Raw genomic sequence first — 23,756 nt, 5'->3', positions numbered from 1 at the left:
TACAGCAGCTACAAATTTTCTCTGGACTTACATAGGAACGGCCAAACACCGCTATGATCGTTACTGTAAAAGATACCGCAACAGTGAAAGGCCGCCCCGATGCAAGTATGTCAGCCACTAGCTGAAGCCGCCAATTTTTCTTGTCATGCTATCCAACAGCTTGAGCAAAAACTGGCCGTTCTTCGTCAGGAACACAGCCCAATCAAGCACTTTGAAGACTATGAAGGTGAGATCCATAAACTCTTTATCGAAGCAGAGCAAAGCGTTCTGGCAGAAGACCTGACCGGGCTTGATATTGACGTTCCTGCGATTGAGGTAAGCGGTGTCTGTTACCATCGGGTGTTGCGATCTTCAGAAACTTATCAATCCGCTGTCGGCCCTGTCCGGGTTTTGCGTACGCTCTATCGTAACGGTAAGGATCACTCTATCATCCCTTTGGAGCTACAGGCAGGTATTGTAGAGGGGTATTGGACACCAAAAGCAGCTAAACAAGCTGTCTGGATGGTTGCGCAAATGCCTCCCGGAGAGGCTAAAAGCCTACTTGATCTGATAGGGAACATGACGCCCTCGGAAAGCTCTCTGGCCAGACTACCCAAAAAGTTCAATGCGCAGTGGGAACCCAATAGGGAAGCCTTTGAAGACTTTCTCTGGGAAAGCGTCAAGGTTCCTGAAGAAGCTGTGACTGCGGCCGCTTCTCTTGATGGCGTCATGTTGCCGATGAAAGATGGTAAACGTCAGGAAAAGCGGGAACAGAATAGAGTCGATGGCAAGCGAACCCGTGGCCCTGCTGGCTGTCAGGAGGCCAGTTGTGGAACATTGTCGTTTTACGATGCACAGGGTGAACGCCTCTCAACGGTCAGGATGAGTCGAATGCCTGAAAGCAAGAAAGTGACTTTGAAACAATCACTCTCCGCACTCCTGAGCGAAGCTCTTCGACAGAGGCCAGATCTGACGCTTGTTAAAGTCGCTGATGGGGCAAAAGACAACTGGACCTACCTTGCCAATGAACTCCCTGAAGGTCACGAGGTTGTAGACTTCTATCATGCCGCAGAGCACCTGAAGAAAGCGTTTGACCTGTCCTATGGTGAAAACAGCAACAAATCCAGAGAAAAGTTCATCACCTATCGCCACATCCTCAAAGAGGAGCCCGAAGGTGTTGAAAAAGTCATCAAAGCTCTGGCTTACCAGCATAAACGACACCCTCGTCGATCGAAGTTGAAAACAGAGCTGGAGTACTTCAGAAGTAATCGAACCCGCATGAACTATGCTGAACACTTGTCGCACAACTTGCCAATAGGCTCAGGGGTTATTGAGGCTACTTGTAAAACCTTGGTAACGCAGCGAATGAAGTGTTCTGGAATGAGGTGGCGGCATCCCGGAGGCCAAGGTATTTTGACAGCAAGGTCATTAATTCAGAGTGGCATGTTCGACAATGGCTGGAAGTTACTGGCGGTGACCTACTGCGCCAAGGTCACGGAAGTGGGTATGGACAATGTCATCCCATTCCCCATGCAGAAAGGTGACTTGGAATTATAGTACCAGTCAATATGAGACTTTCACCCTTTGGGATTCACTCCATCCCCGGTTAACGTTCCAATATGAGCATAACGTTTGTGACCTGAGAGTATTGAGAGAAAAAGGGAACCTATTACATTAACTTTTTCAGGTGCGTTATTGCTTTTGTAAGTTAAAGGGCAATCTTCAACCCATGGTTCAAATCTACAACCTGTTTTTAAAAACTGAATAAAAAAGGGTAACTGCCCCATTGGTGTGACTGATGCGCCAGGTTCCCACTCAACATGGATTTTTCCCTCAAACGTGTCCACTTCAAGAGAGGTCGTTGAGCACTTTTTGCTGAGTTCTTTAAGTTCACCTTTTGGGTGAACAGATTTTGGTGGAAAAATCATCTGTATCCCTCTTCGCAGATGGGGTTACAGTTTAGTCGGGATTCTCAAGTGATGAATTTAGGTTTAACAGACTGTATTGAAGGGTGGCCGCATACGTCACAAGTGCAAGCCGTGTCTTCTATCTGGAAACCAATATGGTAGGCCAGAGCAAACAGCCCCCGAACCAACCCAATAAGGGGAGCCTGATAGATTTTACCGGTGAGTGGTTTCACCCACATGGGTGATGCTTCAGCGCCATCATCGAGTTTGGCATACTCTGCGAAATAATCGGTAGCGACCACATTGCTCAAAAGTGTCTGCTTTGTATTCTTGCCGGAAATCAGTGTGCTAATGGCACCTCCGCCACGAATACCGGTTGCACCTGTATTACTAAAACATTCCCCTTTAATATTCATGTGCAAATTGTAATTAAGTCCGTGAATACAATCGGTACAGACCGTTTCAACTTGTTTAATATCAGAAAATAATCCACTGGCGTTTGGAGACCCTCCACACTCGATACCTGATACCAACTTGGTAATTGGTGCGTCTAAAAACTTCGCACCTTTCGGTGGTCTGGACTGCATAAAACAATCCGCCTCAAACCATTCAGGATTACACGTTGCCAGTGCTTCGTCGTATTGTGCTTCAGTGACACCGTTCTTCAGGTAGTCTTGCAGCTCCTTTACAGTGGGTCTCAGCAATGCGGTTGTGAGCGAGCTGAGTAATTGCAGCATCGCTAACTGGATTTCATCAAAGTAGTATTGCAGCGGGTAGTCTTCATCGCTGGTTAAAATTGTTTTCAGCGAGACCTTCCCACGGGTAGTCGAAATAAAATCGTCTTTAAGCAGATTCATTTAACCCTCCACTACCGGCAGCAAGCTGGTTGTCCACTGTCTTTTTTCCGCACACGTGAACGGTTCGCATCGCGTACTTGCGGGGTGAACGGGTGGTCAGATCACGGACTTGAATCGTGGCAACCGGATGGTTGCCGCTCACATCACTGAAGATTTGCCCCGGACTTCCCAAAGTAATGAGCGCATTAGCCGGGTTATCATCCGCCACTATTGTTTCAAACAGTGGCCTGGTCAGGGGGCAGGATTTACGCCCCTGAAACACTGTAAACTCGGGTGCCTGTACTTTTGCTGCCAGACGATCAATCACATCGCTGGCAGCCGTAATAGCAAAGGTGTGTTCGCTGTCACACCAGTATTCCCGATACGAAGGCTTGGTTTGGCCTTTCTGTATTTTTCCGTGCGGGCTGCGGAAGTTTTGGACTGTCTGGTAATCCAGCATTTTCTCGCCGCATTGATTCACCTGAACAGCCACCGTTATTTGCTGTGATAATGCTGCCAGTTCGTTGTGACGTGCCCGGGTAATACCCAAAGCGGCACCGAGCATACCAAGAATGGCTGAACGGGTTGGAAAGTGGTTGACCTTTCTATGGACATCGAAGGTTTGCAGACCGTAGGCCGACAGTCCTTCGGTTTTTAGTATGAGTGTTTTCATGGCTTCCACCTTAGAAGTGGAGGTCACTGATGGTATTCACCTGCGCTATTTTTTCGCTTTGCAGTGTTCCGGTTAAGTCCAGCGCTTTTGCATGGCTGCTGAGTTCATACGCTGCTGTCAGTTTTTCGTAGTGTTTGCCCAGTGCGGTAATAGAGTCTTCCATGACAGCCCCTGTATTATCCACAGGCGTTCTGAATGCGTTGGCTAATGACAATGGCTGATTTGATTGTACTGCCATAATAAATTCAGCAGAGTTGTGGGCGGCAAACACTTTTTGTTTTGCGTCCGGTGTGACCTGGGCAAAGCATCGAATCAATGTGTTAATGATGGGTTGAACATCTGAGAGGCTCGCCTTCACATTGGCCGCCAGTAAATCAACATTGATAGAAGCGTAGCGATAAAAAACACCTGAGCTGAACTCGGTTGTGCCAATATGCCCGGAGCCTTGTTCGGCGAGATCATCGCAGGCTGTAAACCAGTCTACTTCTATGTCGGCAGCATGGGTCGTGAGACTGTGAGCAACACTCATGGCCGCTTCGACATTGCGTTCGGTACAGCTCGCATCCATGCGACCGGAAAGCGCCACATCGTAGGTAGGGATGTGTACCATTTTTTTCAATTCTTTGAGTGGTGTGCCTGCCTGCACCCGGTTAACGGCTTCGCGAATAGCGCCTATTGCATAAGGTTGAACGGCATCGAACTGGCGTGATGTTTCACCGGTTTCTTTGTTTTTAACCGGTTTGGCTTTGGAGCCGAGATTCAGCAATACATCTTCAATCAGTTTGCCATCTGTGTCGGGCATTTGCTCTTTGCATAATGCCAGTAGTTCATCCACTTTGTTGGTGCGAATGGAGGTCTCTTCAACGGCTTCCCGATACACATCACTGTTTCGGATGGCTCTTTTCAGGCACTGACTGGAAATACGGCTGCGTAAACTTCCACCAAAAACAGCTGTTTTCTGCAATCCGGCATCATCGCGGTTCATCATGGAGGATGGGTGAGAAATCAGGGCATGGATATTTATAAACGTTGTCATGGATTGCTTCCTTTTTCTTCTGTCACTGTTGATAGGCGGTGTATTACTGAAAGCGGGTTATTTTCAGGCCGGATGGTTATCCAGCAGGATGAATTGTTTTAACAGCACTCGCCGTTTGTGGTCGCCCCAGAACTGGGATAGTTTGCCAAGGTCGTGCATGTCTATATTGTTGCAACGGGTTAACTGGCGCTTCAGGTAGTCGATGCTGTTGTCGCCACTGCGATTAATCTGTAGGACTTGTCCTTCCTTCACGCCGGCATTGAATAGCGCCTGAGCAACGGAAGTGCTTTGTTCGTCATTGCAGACGTCAATGCCGGAATACAGGTACAGAATCCGCTGGGTTTGAGGATTGTCTTTGGCACCGCTGATTTTCAATACTCTGAAATAGGCGGGTGCGTTGATCAGCTTTTTCAGGTTGCACCGTTTAAGCTCTGACTGGTCGCCGCTCGATAGCCCCTGAAATGCTTCATAAATTTGCTGGTAAATCATTTTTCTTCCTTACTGCTCCTGGCCGCTTCGTGCTAACGACAACAGACCTGCCCCTGCGTGTTTTTTTCGGCCAATACCCATGACCAAAGCCCGGTCAATTTGTGCTTTATCTGTTACCTGGAGAATGCCCTCGAAACAGACAAACCGGCTCTGGGTATTGTTTTTATAGGGAACCAGAAAACTGTCCATAGCAGTGACGGTCACGTTGGCTCCGCTGAGTTTCCGCTGCAACCATTGCACCCGTTCATCAGGGTCTTTAATTTCTATAATTTTTCTGCTCTGGTTGAGGCGTCTGGTTGGATAGCCCAGCAGCTTGAATTTGTAATAAGCACCCGCCAGCACTTCCGGCTGGAAGGGTTTACAGGCAAGTACTTTGACGTGTTCGTTGCTCTCGGGTTCAGTACTCGATTGCAACAGGACCGTAGAATTTGAACGGTTGGTTTGCTCAATGCGAAAGAGGTGATCCCGCTTTCTTTCGGGCACATTGGGAAACAAACTCCAGATAGCCTGATGTTGCTCGTAACTGTCGCGGGCTTTCAGCACCACTTTTGATAGGTACATTTTTAACTTCCTGTATTCAGTTCATTGACAAGGTCAGATTCAATAACACCCATTTCGTTGTAAATGATGTCTTTTCCAACCACTGCCCTGGTGCAATAGTTTTTTTCATCTTTGGTGCCTTTAACGTGCTTCTTTGTCAGTGCTACGGTGCTGTTTTCACGATCTTGCTGTTCGCCAAAATGCCCGCCATGGAGTAGTTCGCCTTTTGCGTTGAACAAAACAACGGATTCACTCATTTCCCCGTCACGGGTTAGCAGAGCGCAGCGTGGATCGATATCACTGAGTGGCCTGGACTGAAGGTTGCTTAGCAATCGTGCAGTGTAGTTAGCCCCTTGTGCTCTGATGTTGTGTTCTTCAGCAATGATCGTCAGAGCGTCTGGCTCATCGTCGCAGGCATCAACCTGATGCACATAATCGATCGCTTCCCGGTAGCAGGCCGGAAATGACATTTGTTGACGCTGTTTCAGATAGACTTCTGTGCGGAACAGCAGACGAATATTTTTGTACACATAGCCGCTGTCCTGATAGTGCTGTTTCCACTCCTGTTTTGTCAGCGCAGTAGTGGGAGGCTCTGGCAACAGCGTAATAAACAGTGGTGTTTTAACTACCTCGCTACGAGGGTGCAGTTCGGTATTGCATCGGTTATGTCGCCACAACCGCCCCATTCGTTGCATCAGAAATTCTACGGGGGCTATCTGGCTGATCAGAACATCAAAGTCGAGATCGAGTGACTGCTCAACGACTTGGGTGGCAATTAGCAAACGCCCCTGCCGTGGAGCTTTTTTTCCATAACTTGCCAGTACCTGTTCTTCCCGGTGTTGTCGGTCTGAAAACGTGTAACGGGCGTGAAACAGGTCTATGGGGACATTCAATGAGCCGTCGTTTAATCGGTGGTATAAGCGCTGGGCGGCTTTTACGGTGTTACAGATTATTCCGACCATTGCCCCTTGATTGACCCACTCCCTAACGGTTTTCAACTGGTCGGCAGTAGGCAACAGGTCGTCACTTTGCCAGCATTGTGTTGTGATGACTTTGGTCGGTTCAGAGGAGTGGTCTAATGAAAAGTGCCGGGTAGTGCCCTGTAAACTCGTATGACTAATCAGCGGGTAGTGTTTGGTGTGTGATTGCCCCTGATAGCATGAGAGCAATGCTTCTTTTAAAGGATCGTGCAAGGTGGCAGAGAGCAGTATGACACTTGAGAACGCTTCATGTTGACCTTTCAGCACCTGTTCAATCAAACCGGTCATGTAGGCGTCATAGCTGTGTACTTCATCCAGGATCAGCACGGACTTACGAGTGCCGAAGGAGCGAACAAACTGATGACGAATACTAAGCACTCCCATCAGAATCTGATCGATAGTGGCGACGGATACTGACCCTAAAAAAGCCCGTTTATTGGATTGGTGCAAGAAGCCACTCTCATCAGAAAACAGATAGCGGGATTTGCCATGAGCCAGAGTCGGTTTGGCATCGGGGAATAGTTTGTCAGCGGCTTCGCCAATCCGGTCGAACAAACCGTTCGCTGTTGCCTGAGTTGGCAAGCCAAACACAATGCCATCGGCAAGGTTGGATTCAATCAGTTTGGACGCATAGGCCAAAGCCCATTCTGTTTTTCCTGAACCGGTGTCTGACTCTACAAGGGTAAGACCGGCTTCCAGTGGTAATTGCCCCAGCAGGGTTTGGATGCCTCGGGGCTGGTAGTCTGGGAACAGGAAGTTAAAACCCGCCCCCAGTAGTGGGTTAATAATGCCTGCGTCTGTCAGGGCTTTTTTTGCTCTTGGAAGGGTTTGCTGGTAGTAATCACAAAGATCAATGTCAGAGTCGGTGGTGAAGTTGGTAATTGATGAACCTATCCAGTCTGACACGCTGCATAGCCCCGCCAGTAGCGGGATGTCTCCAACATCAGGGACAGAGCTGAGGCGGCAGAAGTTCAGACAGAACTGAATCCATTCTTTGCGAGCTTTATCATCAAGTTCAAGTAATTCGTCGTCTGCTTCAGGCGGGTGGTAGTCGAACAGGGTGTCACAATAGCCATGATGACCGGCCACAGCTTTCATTGCTTCATTGGTATCGTAGAGTCTGCAAAACTGTTTATAACCAGATGGTCCGTGAGAATAATAAACGGGATCGGCATCGACTTCCCATTCACTTCCCTGCAATGAGACCCTGATGTCTTCCCGAAAATTCTGGAAGCGGGCGTCGAACTTGCCCAGATCGTGCAGAAGTATGAAAAACAGCACAACACTTTTTGCTTGTTCCGGGGGCGTGTTCAAGTGCCTTGAGATTTGTGAGAGCAGGGAACCTGACTCACTTAGCCAGAGATCTGCTACCGCAGCGACATCCAGACAGTGATAGGGCAGCAGATGGTATTCACTGCTGTGGTGATCCGGCTCGTACTTTGCTTTTCCCCAGTATTTGTAACTCATGTTACGCACCCAGAAAAATCTGCCATGCTTTAGAGCATGAACACAGAGCTGTTTGAGCTGTATAGCGATTACCTGCTGTCCTCATTCGGCAAAACGACAGCTACACAGCTGTCATCTTTGCTGGACGGCGCATACAGCCATGATCAGGTAACACGCCTTCTGTCCCGTAATCACTTCGACAGTAAGACTCTTTGGCACCATGTTAAAGCCGTTGTGCGTCAGGAAGAGCGCGATGATGGAGTACTTATTGCCGACGACACTATTCAGGAGAAACTCTACACTGATGAGAACGACCTGATTGCATGGCACTTTGATCACACCTTTGGTCGTTCGGTAAAAGGTATCAACCTTCTCAACTTTGTTTACCATGTCGGTGATATCTCTATTCCCGTGGCCTACAAGCTTATCGAAAAGCCTATTCAATACTCCGACGTAAAAACTAAAAAAGTTAAACGCAAGGCTGAAACCACCAAGAACGAAGACTTTCGGGAGATGCTGAAAGTTTGCTGTGATAATCAGCTCAAATTTCGTTACGTGCTGGCAGATAGCTGGTTCTGTTCTAACGACAACATGCTGTATATACGACACGAATGCGATAAGCATTTTGTCATGGCCAGCAAGTCAAACCGGAAGGTTTCGCTGAGTGAGGAAGATAAAAGTCGGGGGCGCTCACAGCGCATAGATTCCATTGATTTCTCAGAAGAAAAGCCTATCAAAGGCTGGATTGCAGGCGTGGACTTCCCCGTTCTGCTGTTCCGGCAGGTCTTTACAAACAAAGATGGCAGTAAGGGCATTCTCTATCTGATATGCAGTGATCTTGAGTGTGACGCAGAGGCTTTGAAGGCGATCTACAAAAAACGGTGGAAAGTTGAAGTCTTCCATAAAACACTCAAATCTAATGCGTCAATGGCCAAGTCACCGACTTATACAGTTTTGACGCAGAGTAATCATCTGTTTATGTCGATATATTCGGCATTTCGTCTCGAGGTGCTGGCTAATAAGCTTGATTTAAACCATTTTGAGTTGCGGGCAAAGCTTTATCTCACTGCATTGAAATCATCGTTCCAGAAACTTCAGTCGATGAAGGGGTGCGTAACATGAGTTTGTAATAATTCATGGTTTAAAATGTAGTTTTCGGATCAGCATAGCGAGACACTTTTGCCGGGTACAGTCGAATTCAGCAAAAGTCAGGTATGTGTGATTTAAGTCACTGTTTGACGCAGAACTGATGTCAGGTATATAGCCACATATCAGCCCGGGGCATATATTTGCTTGAACGTTCATTTTCTATCCCTGAAAAATACCTGGTAGGTCAGAGTGACTGAAAAGTCCGACGTTCAGGGTTGTCAGGTGACAAAGGTGATCGTGCTGCTAACCCATATAAATGGTTGTTAGCATTTTCGCCGTAAGCCCCCTGACTTTTAGAGGGTGTCGCAAAAGCCTTCATAAGCCGGTAATCTGAATATAAAGTAGCTCTACCGGCTCCAGCATGACAACAAGACCGCAAATAAAGATTAATACTGCTCCACAGCTCGATATTTTTTCAGGTGCAGCCAGTAGTCCTGATCACAAAAAGCAGGACAAATCCAAACGATCAGGAGGCCATAAATCAGACAATCGTCGTTTTGTTGCTCCTGACCCCAACACTATCACCCTCGGTAACACGAGCCTGAAAGAGCACCTTGAGCAGGCTGGTCAAAAAACGCCCTTCATGGTTGCAGCACTTCTTGATGAGCAGGACTGGTCTGATTTTGAGCAAAGGTATGCCCCGGAAGGACGTCCTCCTTATTCACCCCGTAATATGATGGGTTTGATTCTCTATGGCATTATGCAGGGCATTACCTCGCTGAGAACTTTGGAACGATTAGCTCGTGTTGACCTTGGTTGTATGTGGGTTACCGGAGGGATTTTTCCAGATCATGCCATTATTGGTCGCTTCATCAACATGCATAGCGAGTCCATGACCGGTGCATTTTTTGAAAGCCTGACACGAGCTGTTCTCAAAAAAACAGACTCCGATGGAAGTTGTCTGGCTGGTGATGGAACGGTCATAGAAGCAGCCTGCTCAAGCTACAACCTGATTAAGCAGGAAGCCGCGCAGCAAGCTCTTGAAGCAGCGCAACAGAAAGCTGACAACCATCCAGATTCCGCTAAAAATCAAAAGAACCTGGAGATGGCCAGCGGTGCTTACGAAGCAGTTATTGACCGCAATGAGAAGCGAAAGAAAAACGGTAAATCAGGAAGTGCTGTCGTAAGCCCCACAGAGCCTGAAGCCGTTGTTCAAAAGATGAAACGGGGGCGAGGATACACGACAGGCTACAAACCATCGGTATTAGCCAATAGCAAGCGTGTGGTACTGGCACAGGCTGTTGACCCTACCAATGAAACGACTGTTGTAAACCCAATGCTTGACCAGTCAATGCAAGTAACGGGTGAACCTGTTGATGAAATGCTACTGGATGCGGGTTATTTCAATGATGACGTTATTGCAACCAGCCTGAAGCGCGATATCAGTTTGCTATGCCCTGAGGGTAAAGAGCCAGGCAAACCCAAAGAGTCAGCAAAGTTCCAGAAGGGGCATTTTTATTATGATGAAACCAATGACGTTTATCATTGCCCTGCTGGAAAAGAGCTGGTTCTCATCGGCAAGATAAAGGGAAGCACTCGCACAAAAGAGCAAAAGATATATGGCAATGGGCCGTGTGAAGGTTGCCCCCTCAAAGATCAGTGTACGACCAATAAGAAAGGGCGCCGCATAAAACGCTATGCGATGGATGATGCCAAGGATGCACTGAGGCAGGTTATGCAGCATCCGAAAGCTAAAAAGTCTTTCAGCAAAAGAAAGGCGATGGTTGAGCCTGTTTTTGCCTATTTACGGGATATACAGGGGTTAAACCGTTTTCGTCGCAGGGGACTGGAGAAAGTTAAACTGGAATTTGGCCTACACCTGTTGGCCTATAACCTGAGTCGTGCTGTAAAAGTCAGTATTTACGTCATTTTATGGTTAAACTGGCTTCTCTGGTTGCTATCTGGATCACGTTGGTCATTTGGCAGCAAACGAACGAATAAGGGAAGAATCACAATGAAGCATCATGCTTTGCAAAAAGTAGTGCTTCACTGGATTTGAGTTTTGACTTTTAAGACACCCTCTTTAGGCAGGGGATATAAGGCGGGAGTCCGCAAGGACTCCTAATCAGGTCTGGCTTGATTCTCAATGTAGGTTTTGAGCACATCAATGCTTGCGCCGCCGCAACTGCCAGCAAAGTAACTTCTTGCCCATAAAGCATTTTTCAAATAGGCAGGCTTTACCAGTTCTGGATGATGTAGCTTCATTTTTCGGCTGCTGACCCCTTTGAGGCTATTCACTAGCTTTGATAGCTGTACTTTTGGTGGATAGTGAATGAGCAGGTGTATATGGTCAGTTTCTCCATTAAATTCGATCAGCTCTACCTCAAACTCATTGCACACATGCCGGAAAATATTTTCCAGAGTCTTGAGGTGCTTATCATTAAACACTTTACCTCTATATTTGGTGGAGAAAACCAAGTGGGCGTGAAGCTCAAAAGCGCAGTGCCTACCTTTTCGTATTGTCAAAATACACCAACCTGCTATTATGCGTTATAAATATTTAAATCAAAGTATATAGCAGATATACACCAATGCTTAAAGCCACTAAAGTACGCATCTACCCAACGCCAGAACAGACGGATTTTTTAAACCGTCAGTTTGGTGCTGTGCGTATGGTCTGGAATAAGGCACTGGCGATAAAGACTCATTACTATAAGGTACGGGAGCAGAATCTTTCCCCGAGAAAAGACCTGAAACCTCTGCTGGTCACTGCCAAGAAAAGCCGCAAATATTCATGGCTGAAAGAAGCTGATTCGATTGCCTTGCAGCAGTCTGTTATCAATCTGGACAAGGCGTTCCAGAACTTCTTTAACCCGAAGCTGGAAGCCCGCTTTCCCCGCTTCAAGTCGAAACACGGTAAACAGAGTAGTTACCATTGCATGTCGGTTGCTGTGGGCGAAAACTGGGTCAAAGTCCCCAAGTGCAAACCAATCAAGGCAAGGATTCACAGAGAAATAACCGGAACAGTCAAGTCCATCACTCTGACCAAAACACCAACAGGTAAGTTCTACGCTTCTGTTTTGGCTGAAGATGATATGTCTGAAGCGAGGCAGATAACCGAACTGCAAAGCTCTCGCATAGTTGGCGTTGATGTTGGTTTAACTGACATTGCCATTACCAGTACCGGAGTAAAAACCGGCAATCCCCGATTCATAAAAAATGCACAACGCAACCTGAAGCGAAAACAGAAGGCTTTATCAAGATGCAAGAAAGGCTCTAAAGGCAGAGTCAAAGCAAGATTACTCGTGGCAAAGGCGCATGAGCGTGTAGCCTTTGCCCGTAATGACTTTCAGCACAAACTTTCCAGACAACTCATTGACGAAAACCAAGCGGTGATTGTGGAAACGCTGAAGGTCAAGAACATGCTCAAGAACCATTGCCTTGCCCGATCCATAGCTGATGCAGGCTGGCACTCCCTTGTCATCAAGCTCGACTACAAAGCGAAACAGGCAGGTAAGCATCTGGTGAAGATCGACCAGTGGTTTGCTTCCTCGAAGACGTGTTCCTGCTGTGATCGAAAGCAAGAGGAAATGCCGCTGAATATCCGGTCATGGACGTGTGAATGCGGGTATGTCGCAGATCGTGACATCAACGCTGCCATCAACGTGAAGAAGCAAGGTATTTTGAAATTAAAGGCGGAAGGGCTGTCCGTCTCTGCTGATGGAGGCAAGCGTAAATCCAGCACAGTGCTGGTTGCTGCCTGAGAAGTCAGAAGCCCCCAACTTTAGAGGGTGTCTTAAAAGCCAAAATTTAAACCCAGTGAAGCACTTTTCTCTGCAAAGAATGACGCTTCACTGGATCTCTTTCCCAGCTGCCCCATTTTCTGTCAAATGGCCGATACCGCTCAAAGTACAGCCAGAGAATCCTGTTGTACCTGAAAATAGCGTGAAAACTGGCTTTTACAGCCCGGCTCAGGTTATAGGCCAGCAGGTGTAAGCCAAACTCCAGTTTAACTTTCTCCAACCCCTTGCGACGAAAACGGTTTAACCCCTGTATATCCCGTAAATAGGCAAAGACAGGCTCAACCATCGCCTTTCTTTTGCTGAAAGACTTTTTAGCTTTCGGGTGCTGCATAACCTGCCTCAGTGCATCCTTGGCATCATCCATCGCATAGCGTTTTATGCGGCGCCCTTTCTTATTGGTCGTACACTGATCTTTGAGAGGACAACCTTCACACGGTCCATTGCCATATATCTTTTGCTCTTTTGTGCGAATGCTTCCCTTTATCTGCCCGATGAGAACCAGCTCTTTTCCTGCAGGGCAACGATAAACGTCATTAGTCTCATCATAATAAAAATGTCCCTTCTGGAACTTTTTGGATTCTTTGGGCTTGCCTGGCTCTTTACCCTCAGGGCATAGCAGGCTGATGTCGCGTTCCAGACTGGTTGAAATGACTTCATCATTGAAGTAACCAGCATCCAGAAGCATTTCATCTACTGGTTTGCCCGTGATCTGCATTGACTGATCAAGCATTGGACTTACGACAGTTGTTTCATTGGTGGGATCAACAGCCTGAGCCAGTACCACCCGCTTGTTATTGGCTAACACGGATGGTTTGTAACCCGTTGTATAACCTCGCCCCCGTTTCATCTTTTGAACAACGGCTTCAGGCTCTGTAGGGCTAACGACAGCACTTCCTGATTTACCATTCTTTTTTCGCTTCTCGTTGCGTTCAATAACTGCTTCGAGAGTACTGCTGGCCATCTCCAGTTTCTTTTTGTTTTCAGGACAGTCTGGATGGTTGTCAGCTTGCTTTTGTGCTGTTTCATGAGCCTGTTGTGCAGCCTCCTGCTTCATCAGGTTGTAGCTTGAGCAGGCGGCTTCTATGACCGTTCCATCACCAGCCAGACAGCTACCATCAGAGTTCGTCTTTTTGAGGACGGCTCGTGTCAGGCTTTCAAAAAATGCACCGGCCATGGACTTGCTATGCATATTGATGAAGCGACCAATAATGGCGTGGTCTGGAAAAATCCCACCGGTAACCCACATACAGCCAAGATCAACACGGGCTAGTCGCTCCAGAGTTCTCAGCGAGGTAATGCCCTGCATAATGCCATAGAGAATCAAACCCATCATGTTACGGGGTGAATAAGGAGGGCGACCTTCTGAGGCATACCTTTGCTCAAAATCAGACCAGTCTTGCTCATCAAGAAGGGATGCAACAGTAAAAGGTGTTTTCTGACCAGTTAGTTCAAGGTGTTCTTTCAAGTTAGAGTTGCCAAGGGTGATGGCGTTGGGGTTCGGAGCAACAAAACGTCGTTTGTCTGTTTTGTTGCCTGATCCTTTGGGCTTATCGTGTTTTTTGTGATCCGGACTACTGGCTGCACCTGAAAAAATATCGAGCTGTGGAGCTGTATTAATCTTGATTTGCGGTCTTGTTGTCATACTGAAGCCGGTAAAGCTACTTTATATCCAGATTACCGGCTTGTAGTGGGTTTTGCGACACCCTCTTTAGTTGGGGGAGCAGTCACGGAAAGGAGCTCAATGTATTGAAACAGCAAAAAAGACAGTATTATTCAAAGAGATATGTGTTATTTCCGGGGCTGACTCTTATTCTGGCAGGTTTTATTTTTCTCTGGCTTGAAAACCGGTTTTACCAATACGTAGATGATGCGGGCCGGCTTCATGAAAGCCTGTTTCTGCCCTTGGGTGTATTTAGCGTTATGCTGGGTCTGATTATTGTTCTACTATGGACAGGTCTGAAGGTCATACATATCTTAAAAAGTCGTCGTTAACTCATCGTATGACAACAAGATCGTGAACAGCTTCTAAGATCTGAAATCGGTTGCCCGCCGTAAAAGCGAATAAGACAACACTGTGGCAGCCGACATGATACCCACTGCTATTGCGTATAAAAACAATATGGAATCAGACAACACTACTCCGGATGCACTCAGGCAGAATCTGGTCGATCTTGCCCGATACCGGGACAAACAACTGTTTGTGCGTCTGTACGATTACTTTGCCCCTCGCCTCAAAAACCACTTGATACGAAAAGGGGCGCACAGTGAAATGGCAGAAGAACTGGTTCAGGAAGCCATGTTATCGGTCTGGCGTCACTGTGGCAGTTATAACCCTGATAAAGCCACTGCCTCGACATGGATCTTCAGGATTACCCGTAATCTGTGGATCGACCGGATGCGAAAAGATAAGCCGGGCTTCATTGTTCCGATGGAGGTTTATCCCGACTTCGGCTTCGAACCCAGCTATGCTTCGGCCGATTCTGACAAGCTCCGGCAGGCCATTAACAGCCTGCCCAACCAACAATCACAACTGGTTTATAAAGTGTATTTTGAAGGGAAGTCCCACCGCGAAATAGCAGACGATATGGACATTCCTTTAGGAAGTGTGAAATCCGGTCTGCGCCTGGCCTTTGACAAACTGCGTAAGCAAATAGGTCACGCAGACCTGAGCACAGGAGGGGAATCATGACAGCTATCCATCATCCTGACCCCAGTTCACTGATGAGTTATGCAGCTGGCAGCCTGCCGGAATCCATTGCCATGGTCATTGCCTGCCATCTGTCCAGCTGTGAACACTGTCGGAAGGCGGTTTCTGATGCTGAAGATGTTGGTCGTACCCTGCTGGAACAGCTGGAACCGGTGACAATGTCTGACGGTGCCCGTGACAATATGCTGGCCATGCTCGACAACGTTGCTCCGGAACCTTTCCAGTCCTCACCGGTCAAGGCTGTGGGTAATGTTCCGGCTCCCCTGCAGCCCATGCTGGGCGAAGACCTGAATAAGCTGCACTGGCGCACTATGGCTCCGGGAATGAAGCAGTTCATCATCCCCGCTCCGGAAGGCAAGTTGCGACTGTTGAAAATCGCCCCCGGAACCAGTATGCCCAAGCACAGCCATACCGGCTCGGAGCTTACTCTGGTGTTGCAGGGTTCTTACAGCGATGAACTGGGCCGTTTCCGTGCAGGAGATATTGCCGATCTGGACGGTGATATCAGTCATCAGCCCATGGTAGATACACACGAAGACTGTATCTGCCTGATCGCAACGGATGCACCGCTGAAATTCACAGGATTGATTCCACGACTATTGCAGCCGTTTTTTGACCTCTGAATGTTTCATTTTTGAACTTTTCATCTATGAACTTTTCATTTACGAACTTTTCATCTACAAACAAGGTTCCGAGCGGTGAAAGGATGCACAATCCTCTCCGACACAGTGGTGAATAAAAAGAATAGCCACTGTGTCCGGAGTTTTTTATGTTTCAGGTGGTGCGGGTTTTCATATCGCTGACCTGACTCTGTTTCCGTACATTACCAAACACGTTAATCAGGGCGCCTGTAACAATCAGGCTGCCCCCCAACCATGTCCAGACAGACGGTATTTCATTAAACAGCAATCCGCCCAGAATCATTGAGAAAATAATCTGGATATACGAATAAGCGGTCACACGGTTGGCGGCTTCCACCCGCATGGCGTTGGTCAGGCAGATTTGTGCCAATTGTGTCAGTACTCCGATAAGAATCAGCAATACCAGAGCTTCTATTTCCGGCATCACAATATCGGTTCCCAGTAACGTCAGGGATACCGGCAGAGCGATCAGAGGAAAATAAAAGACAATGACCGAGCTGTCTTCCGTGGTGCTCAGTTTTTTCACGGTGGTATAGGCAATGGCACTGGCCACCGCGCCAAACAACGCTGCAATAACACCCGTTGCTGGCAGATCCGTCGCACTGTTGACCAGAAGTCCCGGCTTTACGGTAATAACCAGACCAATCAGTGACAATGCAATGCAGGCAATGGTTGAACGGTGAACCTTTTCTCCAAGTAACGAGATAGCCAGAACGGCAGTGAAAACAGGCGTCAGGTTCTGAATAATGTTGGCTTCTGCCAATGGCAATATGGTCAGTGCATAGAAAATACACATGAGACCAATCACACCAGCCACTCCTCTCAGGGTCAGCAGCAGCTTGTTATTGCCCAGCACCGGAATACCCTTGCGCCTGATGACGGCATAACTCAAAAGCAGCGAAATAAATGCCCTTGCTGCCACAATTTGTAGCACAGGAATATCGTAAGTACTGACCAGTTTGACGCAACTCGACATCAGTGCAAATGCCAGTGACGATACCAGAATATATTTCAGACCTTCAGGCATCCAATGTCTTGTAGTATTTCCCATTAAATATTCGTTTGAACTTTATTGATCAATGGTGATGACCAAAGGTCAAGTGCCCTGATAATAGAGACATCTGACACGTCATTTGGTGAATCCGGGCGTAGGTTGGGACGAGCGGAACGCGACTCCCAACACGGTGACTGTCCATATAGCGCACCAGTATGACGGCATCAAAACAACCTTTGAAAACAGGCTCACCGTGTTGGGAGTCACTTCGTTCGTCCCAACCTACAGCTCTTTGTTTTCATGTAGGAAGTAGTTAAGTCAGTACCATTAATTTATTAATAATATGCAGGCTGGATTGAGTAATAGCGTTCAGTTCAGCCTGCAGCAAAAGCGGTTCATCAGCCAAATATTTTGACTTTCAAAGAATCAATAAACTGACGAACTGTGTCCAGCAGTTGTTTCACCAGTCCACCACGTTCTACCGCTTCCAGAGCAATGATCGGCCGCTGTTCCACAACCTCTTCACCTACTGTCCAGGTTACAGTACCAATGCTGTCACCTTTGGCAATAGGGGCTGTGAGAGCGCTGTCTATTTCATAAGACATGCTCATACGGTTCATCTGGGTCGTTGGCAGCGTAATATAAACATCGTTATAGACACCGGCTGGTACGTAGTCCACCTGACCCTGCCAGATTCTGGCGTTTTCAAGGGTTTCGCCTTCATTCAGCTGTTTGTTGGTCTCGAAAAAGCGGAAACCGTATTGCAGCAACCTGCGGCTTTCATCCATACGAGCCTGTTCGCTGGGGGTTCCCATCACCACGGTAATCAGACGCATGTCGTCTTCAGTAGCAGAGGTTACCAGACTGAAACCGGCATCTGCGGTATAACCGGTCTTAATACCATCGACGTTCAGGCTTTTATCCCACAGCAGCTTGTTGCGGTTTTGCTGGGTGATGCCTGTCCATTCGAAAGAGCGTTCGCTGTACAACGGATACTGGTCCGGGATATCACGAATCAAAGCCCGTGACAGCTTTGCCATATCCAGAGCAGTGGTGTGTTTGCCGTCACTGTCTAAACCATGAGGATTGGTAAAGTGCGTGCTGGTCATACCTATCTGCCGAGCCCAGTTGTTCATCAACTGTACGAAGGCCGTTTCACTGCCTGCAACGTGTTCTGCCAGTGCTACAGAGGCATCATTACCTGACTGAATTACGAGCCCGCGGTACAGATCAGAAATCGCAATTTTCTCACCGACTTCAATAAACATCAGAGAAGAGCCGGGAAAGTTCCTGGCCCAGGCATTGCGGCTGACAGTGGCCTTGTCATCCAGGGCCAGACGACCATTTTTCAGCTCCTGCCCTATGACATAACTGGTCATGATTTTGGTCAGGCTGGCGGGCGCCAGCTCTTCATGTTCATTAGAGGCCGCAATGACTTTGCCGGAATGGAAATCCATCAGCACATAGCCTTTGGCATTGACCCGGGGCGCATCCGGCACAATAACCATCTGGGCAGAAGCTGCAGTGGCTGTGAGTAACAACCCGGAGAATAAATTCAGTAAACTTTTTTTCATCATAATCGTTTTGTCTGGCTGCTTTCATATTGGCAGCCCTTGAGTCCGGGCCCGGGTTTCAATAACCGCTTTATCGCCCACATAAGGTTCTGATTGCTGTTTATCAGTGCTGGTGCCGTGTCCGGTTCTGACCTTTTTTGCGCACCAGAAGAATACCATTACTGTGTTTATGTCTGGTATTGCCTGTTTGTATAGGCTGGCAAAGGTTCTGTCAGGCTCTGGCCCAATGGAGCTATCGTTGGTAAGCAGACTTTGGTTCGACAGCGGCTTGGAAGCGCATGGAAACCTTAACCAGAAAGCTTGTCAGAACATTAAAAAATCACTAACTGCATTGTATGGTGAGTGACCTTATCAGTTAAATTGAATGTTTTACTGATATTGATCAGTGGATTCGATAGTTGGCTATTAGATTTGTGGGTGTTATTTGCCTGTTCTCGTCACTGGAAACTTTTGCCATAGTTATCGCTCGAACATAGTTATAGCTCGAACATAGTTATAGCTCGAAATAGGAATTACCAGTATGGTTAGGTGACAAGAATAAAAAAACAGCCCGTATGATGGGAGAACATTGGATGAATAAGGGTATCGGCCTGACCCATATCGCCCTGACGTCACAGGACATCGATGCCAGCATTCAGTTCTATGCCGACTATGCCAACATGTCAGTGGTTCACCAGCGTGGCCTGAAGCCGGATGAAACACGAGTGGTCTGGCTATCCGATAAAACCAGACCTTTCGTGATTGTACTGATGGAATCAAACCAGCCTGCCCCCACCCTTGGACCTTTTGCTCATATCGGAGTGGGTTGTGAATCACGGGAGGTGCTGGATCAATTATGCGACCGTGCCCGTAAAGCGAACATTCTGGTTCGTGAGCCTGTGGATACCGGTTACCCTGCGGGCTACTGGGCGTTTATTAAAGATCCGGACGGGCATAACCTTGAACTGTCGTATGGTCAGGAAGTCGGTCTGACGGTCGCAAGCGCCTGAACTCGTAATCTACGGTTTCGGATTACTGGCCTGAAACAGGCAGTCTTAACCCACAGCGTCTACTCTAGAGCGCTCCAAGCCGGGCTCGGCTGAACATCTATGAGTAACTTTTCTCCCAACTACTGTCTACATGCCTATGATAGAAAGGAAGACATATCCGGACCAGAGACCGTAAACACACTGGTGCCTTTTGCCCGTTTGAAAGCGTGGTCGGGGAGCTGGCGACAACATCACTGATGACGCAATATGCGATCTCGTTCGGAAGAATGCGAATCATCGACAGCCCCATATCCGGATATGCCTTCGCACGGAAGTATAGAGGGTAAACCATGTCTCGCCGCAGCAAATCCAACCGTTCCCATTCTGACAGAGTCAAAAAGCGTATTGCTGGACATCTGGAGAAAATCAATCTCTTTGCCGCCGGTATTGATATCGGGTCAGAGTCACATTTTGTTGCTGTGCCAGAAGAGTTAGATGAACAACCGGTGCGTTCGTTTGGCTGTTTTACCGCAGACCTTGAAGCTATGGCTGACTGGCTCGTAAAGCTTGGCATTACCACCGTTGTGATGGAGTCAACCGGAATTTACTGGATACCTGCGTTTGAAATACTGGAATCCCGGGGACTTGATGTAAAGCTGGTCAATGCACGACATGTAAAGAATGTTGCCGGACGTAAGTATGATGTTCTGGACTGCCAATGGCTTTTGCAGTTACATACTTACGGGTTGCTCAATGGCGCGTTCCGCCCTGATGAGCAGGTTTGCTCTTTACGATCTTATAGACGACAACGTGACACTATTGTTGGCTACCGTGCTTCCCACATCCAGCATATGCAAAAGGCACTTCGACAGATGAATCTGTTACTGGATAATGTGGTGACTGATATTACCGGAAAAACCGGTATGACTATTATCCGCGCCATACTGAATGGGCAGCGGAATCCTGTGGAGTTGGCTAAATATCGTGACAAGCACTGCAAAAAATCCGAGGAAGAAATCGCCAAATCCCTGAAGGGGCATTATCGGGATGAGCATGTATTTGCTCTGCGGCAAGCTGTTGAACTTTACGATACTTATGATGAAAAAATCAGGGCTTGTGACAAAGCTCTGGAACAGAAGCTCAACACATTTGACAGCAAAGATGATAAAGACTCTCAAAAGCCTTCTACGCCAGATAAGCCTTCAAAAAAACGGAAGTCCCGTTGCGCTCCAGACTTTGATGTGCGTTCAGAGCTCAACCGGGTGAGTGGTGTCGATCTGACTGATATCGATGGCATTGATGAAAATACGGCTCTGAAGATTGTTTCAGAAATCGGTCTGGATATGAGTCGATGGCCTTCCGCTAAACATTTTGCCTCCTGGTTAGGGCTCTGTCCCGGAACCAAAATATCCGGTGGTAAAGTTCTGAACCGGAAAACCAAGCGTTTGCCAGGCGCAGCCGCAACAGCATTCAGGTTGGCGGCTTATTCACTGACCAGATCAAAAAGTGCTTTGGGTGCTTATTACCGAAGAATGCGAAGCAAGCTTGGTGCTCCAAAGGCGATTACGGCAACAGCGCATAAGCTGGCAAGGCTGGTTTACAGTATGCTCAAGCATGGGAGCCAGTATGTAGATGAAGGTCAGGAATACTTTGAGCAGCGGTACAGAGAAAGAGTTTTGAAAACCCTGAAGCAGAAGGCTAAAGATATGGGCTTCACATTAACGCCGGTTGAAACTGCTGTCGGTTAGGGGCTTGCTAACCGGCGAGCTCATGGGGAGTTACTCAGAAGCTAACTTGATACCCCGGAGCTTGCTCCGGGGTAGTTCATGTGTGCCGAGCATGTTGCACAGCTTGGGGGTGAAAGTCCCCTGCCCAGCCAGATGAGGGCGAAGGGCTAGCGAAGCACAAGGTTTGTATCGCGAGGTGCAGACTGAAGGCAGTGTGGAGCAAAACTGCGAGCTGACGAATAGAAATCGGATATGAGGCTGTCTGCGTGAGGACGAGTCAGCATGTGATGACGAAGTCCCATACTCATCCGGACACTCGGACAGTAAATCCGGCAGTTGTGCAGGGAAGGCGGTGTAACTTACCTCGGGAGGTCTGTCTGGTGTCTGATATTTCAGACTGAGGTCATCGTAAGATGTCCTGATCGCCATACAGAAGTCAGCAGACGGCATAGTAGCTGGCGAAGTCAGTGAAGGCCTGAACGGTTAGAGCGGTGATTAGTTTCTGTTTCTCGATATATCGGACGCAGACAAAGGCCAGCAAACACTGGTGCTCATGCCAAGCGGTGACGGCGGAACCGAAAGCTGCAAGGTCATAAGAGCTGAGACTATATCGGCATTACAGGATTACAAAAGCCCGGCGGGTGGTGTGAGTCATATGTCTTGTATCACTGACCCTTCCATTGTCATGTTTGTGCTGATGGTAGACGCTTAACTAACCGAAACGCCCAGTACGGACCCGTACGCTGGGTGTTGTGGGAGGAGTGGAGCCGCGAGGCTCCACCCTATCCCGATTCAGGCTGTCTTGCAGAGTACTGGCGTCTTTCAGGTAGAGGTCAAGAAAGTCTGCCTGTTCAAATAATGTTTTACTGCCGAGTTCATACAGGCGCGTTTGCAGCGGAGCCGCCTGACCGGGGCTGGTTGTATTGATGTCGTAGCCTGCCTCGATGTTCAGGGTCAGTGTCGTTCGGGGTGGTTGTTTTGAACTGCAGCCGAACAGAAGTATGGCCACCATGATTAGCACAAAGACGGCTTTTTTACGTTCCATCATCGTTGCTCCTTACATCGTCGCTATTGACACCATCGGTATTTATATCACCACTCCTTAAATCAATGTCCCCGACCGGATGCTCCTGTTCTTTCAGTGCCTGACGAAACCGCTGTAAAAACAATAGCCGGTATTGTTTGCTGGTCATTAACTGTTGGTAAAAATGCTGGTAGTCATTTTGGAAATCGTTTCTTTCCGGTCGTCTCGGTTGGCAGCCAAGGTAATGTCGTATCCGTTTTGTCCGGCTTGTGTCAGTGACCGGTGATGACGACATTGGTCGTTTAAATTGTTTAAGCAGCTGATCCGGGCTGAAGTCTGCCATTGTCTGATCAAGCGCTGAAAGCATTGCCTGACAGATGGATCGCTGGTGTGCACCTGACGAGCGGGAAGTTGATTTCGACTGCTTTCCGGCATCAGCCGGTGGGGAAAAAATGCGTGGAATCCGGGTGACCACCGGATGAGTGCTGTCTGTATTTTCTGTTGACAGTGGTGAGTGAAAACAGGTCTCGGCGGGTTCCTGCGGCTGAGTAATTTTTCCGTACCAGAGCCCCCGATGAATGTTCCAGTCATTATCCAGTTCATCCGCTTCAGACAGCACATCGATTAATGAGCTGCGGCTTTGCAGGCTCTGGCTGCTGACTGGTTCTGAGGTGACATGACTCATGGTTGAGGACGGTGAGAGTTCCACCAGGGCCGTATCATCCTGAGGCTTTTGCCAGTCGTTGACTTCAGATTTTACAGTGTTGTCAATGGTTACCGGTTCCAGGGCAAAAGGATCGTTCAGATCAGTTTCGTGTTCTTCACTGGTGGTTGGGAGAACGCAGTAGTCCGGTGTCTGATTTTGTGCGGTGACCAGATCAGGGGGTTCAAGCAGGTCAGAGCTGCCGAGCCAGGGGCTGAAATCACTGGCAGCCAGTTGATAGTCCCCACAGAAAATAATGTCGCCGTCGCTTAATAGCATGCGTTGACGGGCTCGCTCCGGCACTTCTACCTGGTTAATACGCAATGGGTGGTCACTCAGGTTTTCCACATACCATTGGCTGTCTTCCCGAATCAGACGGATATGCTGGTCAGTAACAAGGTTCTGACGATCAGGTAATCGGATCTGGCAGGACTCTGACTGACCGATAAACAGCTCGTCGGCATTCAGCGAGTGATTAAGGTTGGCAACCTGTTCGCTTGCAGGCAAGCTGATGATCATAAGCTGCATGGTGGTCGCAAGTCGTTAACAGTCAGGTTGTGAGATTCACTTAAGATTGTGAGATTCACTTAAGATAAAGAGTGTAGATGGTTTGCAAGGAAATGCAGGGCAGTATCCGTGG

Annotated in this window: 23 protein-coding genes; 10 read left to right on the top strand and 13 right to left on the bottom strand. The window is 48.1% G+C overall.

Annotated features, from left to right (window positions below; genetic code table 11):
• Window positions 1-99 precede the first annotated feature (99 nt).
• Window positions 100-1,536, top strand: coding sequence for a hypothetical protein (locus tag EZMO1_RS19275; protein WP_034872942.1), 1,437 nt, complete (start codon window positions 100-102; stop codon window positions 1,534-1,536).
• Between the two features lie 20 nt (window positions 1,537-1,556).
• Here the strand turns inward: EZMO1_RS19275 and EZMO1_RS19270 are convergent, their stop codons facing one another.
• The 7 genes from EZMO1_RS19270 to cas3 form a co-directional block, all read right to left on the bottom strand.
• Complete coding sequence (locus EZMO1_RS19270) at window positions 1,557-1,907, bottom strand: hypothetical protein (protein ID WP_051789980.1); 351 nt, start codon at window positions 1,905-1,907, stop codon at window positions 1,557-1,559.
• Window positions 1,908-1,951: 44 nt separating this feature from the next.
• Window positions 1,952-2,743, bottom strand: coding sequence for a type I-E CRISPR-associated protein Cse1/CasA (locus EZMO1_RS19265; RefSeq protein ID WP_082212090.1), 792 nt, complete (start codon window positions 2,741-2,743; stop codon window positions 1,952-1,954).
• Window positions 2,730-3,395, bottom strand: coding sequence for a type I-E CRISPR-associated protein Cas5/CasD (gene cas5e, locus EZMO1_RS19260; protein WP_051790161.1), 666 nt, complete (start codon window positions 3,393-3,395; stop codon window positions 2,730-2,732). The genes EZMO1_RS19265 and cas5e overlap by 14 nt, the downstream gene beginning before the upstream one ends.
• A gap of 10 nt (window positions 3,396-3,405) precedes the next feature.
• On the bottom strand, window positions 3,406-4,431 hold the full coding sequence (gene cas7e / locus EZMO1_RS19255; RefSeq protein ID WP_034876182.1) for a type I-E CRISPR-associated protein Cas7/Cse4/CasC: 1,026 nt from the start codon (window positions 4,429-4,431) through the stop codon (window positions 3,406-3,408).
• A gap of 63 nt (window positions 4,432-4,494) precedes the next feature.
• A complete protein-coding gene (locus tag EZMO1_RS19250; RefSeq protein WP_201772197.1) occupies window positions 4,495-4,920 on the bottom strand; it encodes a hypothetical protein in 426 nt (141 codons plus the stop codon).
• 9 nt (window positions 4,921-4,929) lie between these two features.
• Window positions 4,930-5,481 carry a type I-E CRISPR-associated protein Cas6/Cse3/CasE gene (gene cas6e, locus EZMO1_RS19245; protein ID WP_034876184.1) on the bottom strand — a complete coding sequence of 184 codons (552 nt, stop codon included), beginning with the start codon at window positions 5,479-5,481 and terminating at the stop codon, window positions 4,930-4,932.
• A 2-nt stretch (window positions 5,482-5,483) separates the two neighbouring features.
• On the bottom strand, window positions 5,484-7,907 hold the full coding sequence (cas3, locus tag EZMO1_RS19240) for a CRISPR-associated helicase/endonuclease Cas3 (protein WP_051789982.1): 2,424 nt from the start codon (window positions 7,905-7,907) through the stop codon (window positions 5,484-5,486).
• A 36-nt stretch (window positions 7,908-7,943) separates the two neighbouring features.
• Between cas3 and EZMO1_RS19235 the strand changes: the two genes are divergently transcribed.
• On the top strand, window positions 7,944-9,008 hold the full coding sequence (locus EZMO1_RS19235) for an IS701 family transposase (RefSeq protein ID WP_034873259.1): 1,065 nt from the start codon (window positions 7,944-7,946) through the stop codon (window positions 9,006-9,008).
• A 388-nt stretch (window positions 9,009-9,396) separates the two neighbouring features.
• Window positions 9,397-11,034, top strand: a complete 1,638-nt coding sequence (locus tag EZMO1_RS19230; RefSeq protein ID WP_086936405.1) for an IS1182 family transposase — start codon at window positions 9,397-9,399, stop codon at window positions 11,032-11,034.
• A gap of 62 nt (window positions 11,035-11,096) precedes the next feature.
• Here EZMO1_RS19230 and tnpA read toward each other — a convergent pair whose 3' ends face one another.
• A complete protein-coding gene (tnpA, locus tag EZMO1_RS19225; RefSeq protein WP_413783201.1) occupies window positions 11,097-11,519 on the bottom strand; it encodes an IS200/IS605 family transposase in 423 nt (140 codons plus the stop codon).
• A 47-nt stretch (window positions 11,520-11,566) separates the two neighbouring features.
• On the opposite strand from tnpA, the gene EZMO1_RS19220 reads away from it, so the two are divergent.
• Window positions 11,567-12,739 (top strand): RNA-guided endonuclease InsQ/TnpB family protein, encoded by a 1,173-nt coding sequence (locus EZMO1_RS19220; protein ID WP_061509658.1) that lies wholly within the window; start codon window positions 11,567-11,569, stop codon window positions 12,737-12,739.
• Window positions 12,740-12,785: 46 nt separating this feature from the next.
• Here the strand turns inward: EZMO1_RS19220 and EZMO1_RS19215 are convergent, their stop codons facing one another.
• Complete coding sequence (locus EZMO1_RS19215) at window positions 12,786-14,420, bottom strand: IS1182 family transposase (RefSeq protein WP_051789983.1); 1,635 nt, start codon at window positions 14,418-14,420, stop codon at window positions 12,786-12,788.
• 143 nt (window positions 14,421-14,563) lie between these two features.
• Here EZMO1_RS19215 and EZMO1_RS28280 point away from each other — a divergent pair, with 143 nt between their 5' ends.
• From EZMO1_RS28280 to EZMO1_RS19200, 3 genes are all read left to right on the top strand, one after another.
• Window positions 14,564-14,770: a DUF3955 domain-containing protein gene (locus EZMO1_RS28280; RefSeq protein ID WP_034876189.1), complete on the top strand. Its 207-nt coding sequence runs from the start codon at window positions 14,564-14,566 to the stop codon at window positions 14,768-14,770.
• Between the two features lie 82 nt (window positions 14,771-14,852).
• Window positions 14,853-15,467 carry a sigma-70 family RNA polymerase sigma factor gene (locus EZMO1_RS19205; protein WP_051789985.1) on the top strand — a complete coding sequence of 205 codons (615 nt, stop codon included), beginning with the start codon at window positions 14,853-14,855 and terminating at the stop codon, window positions 15,465-15,467.
• Window positions 15,464-16,108, top strand: coding sequence for a ChrR family anti-sigma-E factor (locus EZMO1_RS19200; protein WP_034876191.1), 645 nt, complete (start codon window positions 15,464-15,466; stop codon window positions 16,106-16,108). The genes EZMO1_RS19205 and EZMO1_RS19200 overlap by 4 nt, the downstream gene beginning before the upstream one ends.
• Window positions 16,109-16,259: 151 nt before the next feature.
• On the opposite strand, the gene EZMO1_RS19195 is transcribed toward EZMO1_RS19200, so the two are convergent.
• Together EZMO1_RS19195 and EZMO1_RS19190 are read right to left on the bottom strand one after the other, a co-directional pair.
• Window positions 16,260-17,153 carry a DMT family transporter gene (locus EZMO1_RS19195; protein WP_034876193.1) on the bottom strand — a complete coding sequence of 298 codons (894 nt, stop codon included), beginning with the start codon at window positions 17,151-17,153 and terminating at the stop codon, window positions 16,260-16,262.
• Between the two features lie 365 nt (window positions 17,154-17,518).
• Window positions 17,519-18,697 carry a D-alanyl-D-alanine carboxypeptidase family protein gene (locus tag EZMO1_RS19190; protein ID WP_086936425.1) on the bottom strand — a complete coding sequence of 393 codons (1,179 nt, stop codon included), beginning with the start codon at window positions 18,695-18,697 and terminating at the stop codon, window positions 17,519-17,521.
• A 551-nt stretch (window positions 18,698-19,248) separates the two neighbouring features.
• Between EZMO1_RS19190 and EZMO1_RS19185 the strand changes: the two genes are divergently transcribed.
• From EZMO1_RS19185 to EZMO1_RS26990, 3 genes are all read left to right on the top strand, one after another.
• Entirely contained in the window at window positions 19,249-19,683 is a 435-nt protein-coding gene (locus EZMO1_RS19185; protein WP_201772199.1) for a VOC family protein, read from the top strand.
• Window positions 19,684-20,012: 329 nt separating this feature from the next.
• Complete coding sequence (locus tag EZMO1_RS19180) at window positions 20,013-21,410, top strand: IS110 family RNA-guided transposase (protein ID WP_061509657.1); 1,398 nt, start codon at window positions 20,013-20,015, stop codon at window positions 21,408-21,410.
• A 532-nt stretch (window positions 21,411-21,942) separates the two neighbouring features.
• Entirely contained in the window at window positions 21,943-22,101 is a 159-nt protein-coding gene (locus EZMO1_RS26990; RefSeq protein ID WP_160173990.1) for a hypothetical protein, read from the top strand.
• Here EZMO1_RS26990 and tssJ read toward each other — a convergent pair whose 3' ends face one another.
• Window positions 22,102-22,437: a type VI secretion system lipoprotein TssJ gene (gene tssJ / locus EZMO1_RS19175; protein WP_051789988.1), complete on the bottom strand. Its 336-nt coding sequence runs from the start codon at window positions 22,435-22,437 to the stop codon at window positions 22,102-22,104. It lies immediately after the preceding gene.
• Window positions 22,424-23,644 carry an FHA domain-containing protein gene (locus EZMO1_RS19170; protein WP_034876195.1) on the bottom strand — a complete coding sequence of 407 codons (1,221 nt, stop codon included), beginning with the start codon at window positions 23,642-23,644 and terminating at the stop codon, window positions 22,424-22,426. Before EZMO1_RS19170 ends, tssJ begins: the two co-directional genes overlap by 14 nt.
• Between the last annotated feature and the right edge of the window lie 112 nt (window positions 23,645-23,756).

It is taken from the genome of Endozoicomonas montiporae CL-33, assembly GCF_001583435.1.
Taxonomy (GTDB): Bacteria; Pseudomonadota; Gammaproteobacteria; order Pseudomonadales; family Endozoicomonadaceae; genus Endozoicomonas_A; species Endozoicomonas_A montiporae.
This window is presented reverse-complemented; position numbering and strand designations above follow the sequence as displayed.

Excerpts from the sequence above, each read along its gene's own strand:
- EZMO1_RS19275 (WP_034872942.1), top strand. The coding sequence starts at position 100 with ATGCAAGTATGTCAGCCACTAGCTGAAGCCGCCAATTTTTCTTGTCAT.
- EZMO1_RS19270 (WP_051789980.1), bottom strand. The coding sequence starts at position 1,907 with ATGATTTTTCCACCAAAATCTGTTCACCCAAAAGGTGAACTTAAAGAA.
- EZMO1_RS19265 (WP_082212090.1), bottom strand. The coding sequence starts at position 2,743 with ATGAATCTGCTTAAAGACGATTTTATTTCGACTACCCGTGGGAAGGTC.
- cas5e (WP_051790161.1), bottom strand. The coding sequence starts at position 3,395 with ATGAAAACACTCATACTAAAAACCGAAGGACTGTCGGCCTACGGTCTG.
- cas7e (WP_034876182.1), bottom strand. The coding sequence starts at position 4,431 with ATGACAACGTTTATAAATATCCATGCCCTGATTTCTCACCCATCCTCC.
- EZMO1_RS19250 (WP_201772197.1), bottom strand. The coding sequence starts at position 4,920 with ATGATTTACCAGCAAATTTATGAAGCATTTCAGGGGCTATCGAGCGGC.
- cas6e (WP_034876184.1), bottom strand. The coding sequence starts at position 5,481 with ATGTACCTATCAAAAGTGGTGCTGAAAGCCCGCGACAGTTACGAGCAA.
- cas3 (WP_051789982.1), bottom strand. The coding sequence starts at position 7,907 with ATGAGTTACAAATACTGGGGAAAAGCAAAGTACGAGCCGGATCACCAC.
- EZMO1_RS19235 (WP_034873259.1), top strand. The coding sequence starts at position 7,944 with ATGAACACAGAGCTGTTTGAGCTGTATAGCGATTACCTGCTGTCCTCA.
- EZMO1_RS19230 (WP_086936405.1), top strand. The coding sequence starts at position 9,397 with ATGACAACAAGACCGCAAATAAAGATTAATACTGCTCCACAGCTCGAT.
- EZMO1_RS19220 (WP_061509658.1), top strand. The coding sequence starts at position 11,567 with ATGCTTAAAGCCACTAAAGTACGCATCTACCCAACGCCAGAACAGACG.
- EZMO1_RS19215 (WP_051789983.1), bottom strand. The coding sequence starts at position 14,420 with ATGACAACAAGACCGCAAATCAAGATTAATACAGCTCCACAGCTCGAT.
- EZMO1_RS19200 (WP_034876191.1), top strand. The coding sequence starts at position 15,464 with ATGACAGCTATCCATCATCCTGACCCCAGTTCACTGATGAGTTATGCA.
- EZMO1_RS19195 (WP_034876193.1), bottom strand. The coding sequence starts at position 17,153 with ATGCCTGAAGGTCTGAAATATATTCTGGTATCGTCACTGGCATTTGCA.
- EZMO1_RS19190 (WP_086936425.1), bottom strand. The coding sequence starts at position 18,697 with ATGATGAAAAAAAGTTTACTGAATTTATTCTCCGGGTTGTTACTCACA.
- EZMO1_RS19185 (WP_201772199.1), top strand. The coding sequence starts at position 19,249 with ATGATGGGAGAACATTGGATGAATAAGGGTATCGGCCTGACCCATATC.
- EZMO1_RS19180 (WP_061509657.1), top strand. The coding sequence starts at position 20,013 with ATGTCTCGCCGCAGCAAATCCAACCGTTCCCATTCTGACAGAGTCAAA.
- EZMO1_RS26990 (WP_160173990.1), top strand. The coding sequence starts at position 21,943 with ATGCCAAGCGGTGACGGCGGAACCGAAAGCTGCAAGGTCATAAGAGCT.
- tssJ (WP_051789988.1), bottom strand. The coding sequence starts at position 22,437 with ATGATGGAACGTAAAAAAGCCGTCTTTGTGCTAATCATGGTGGCCATA.
- EZMO1_RS19170 (WP_034876195.1), bottom strand. The coding sequence starts at position 23,644 with ATGCAGCTTATGATCATCAGCTTGCCTGCAAGCGAACAGGTTGCCAAC.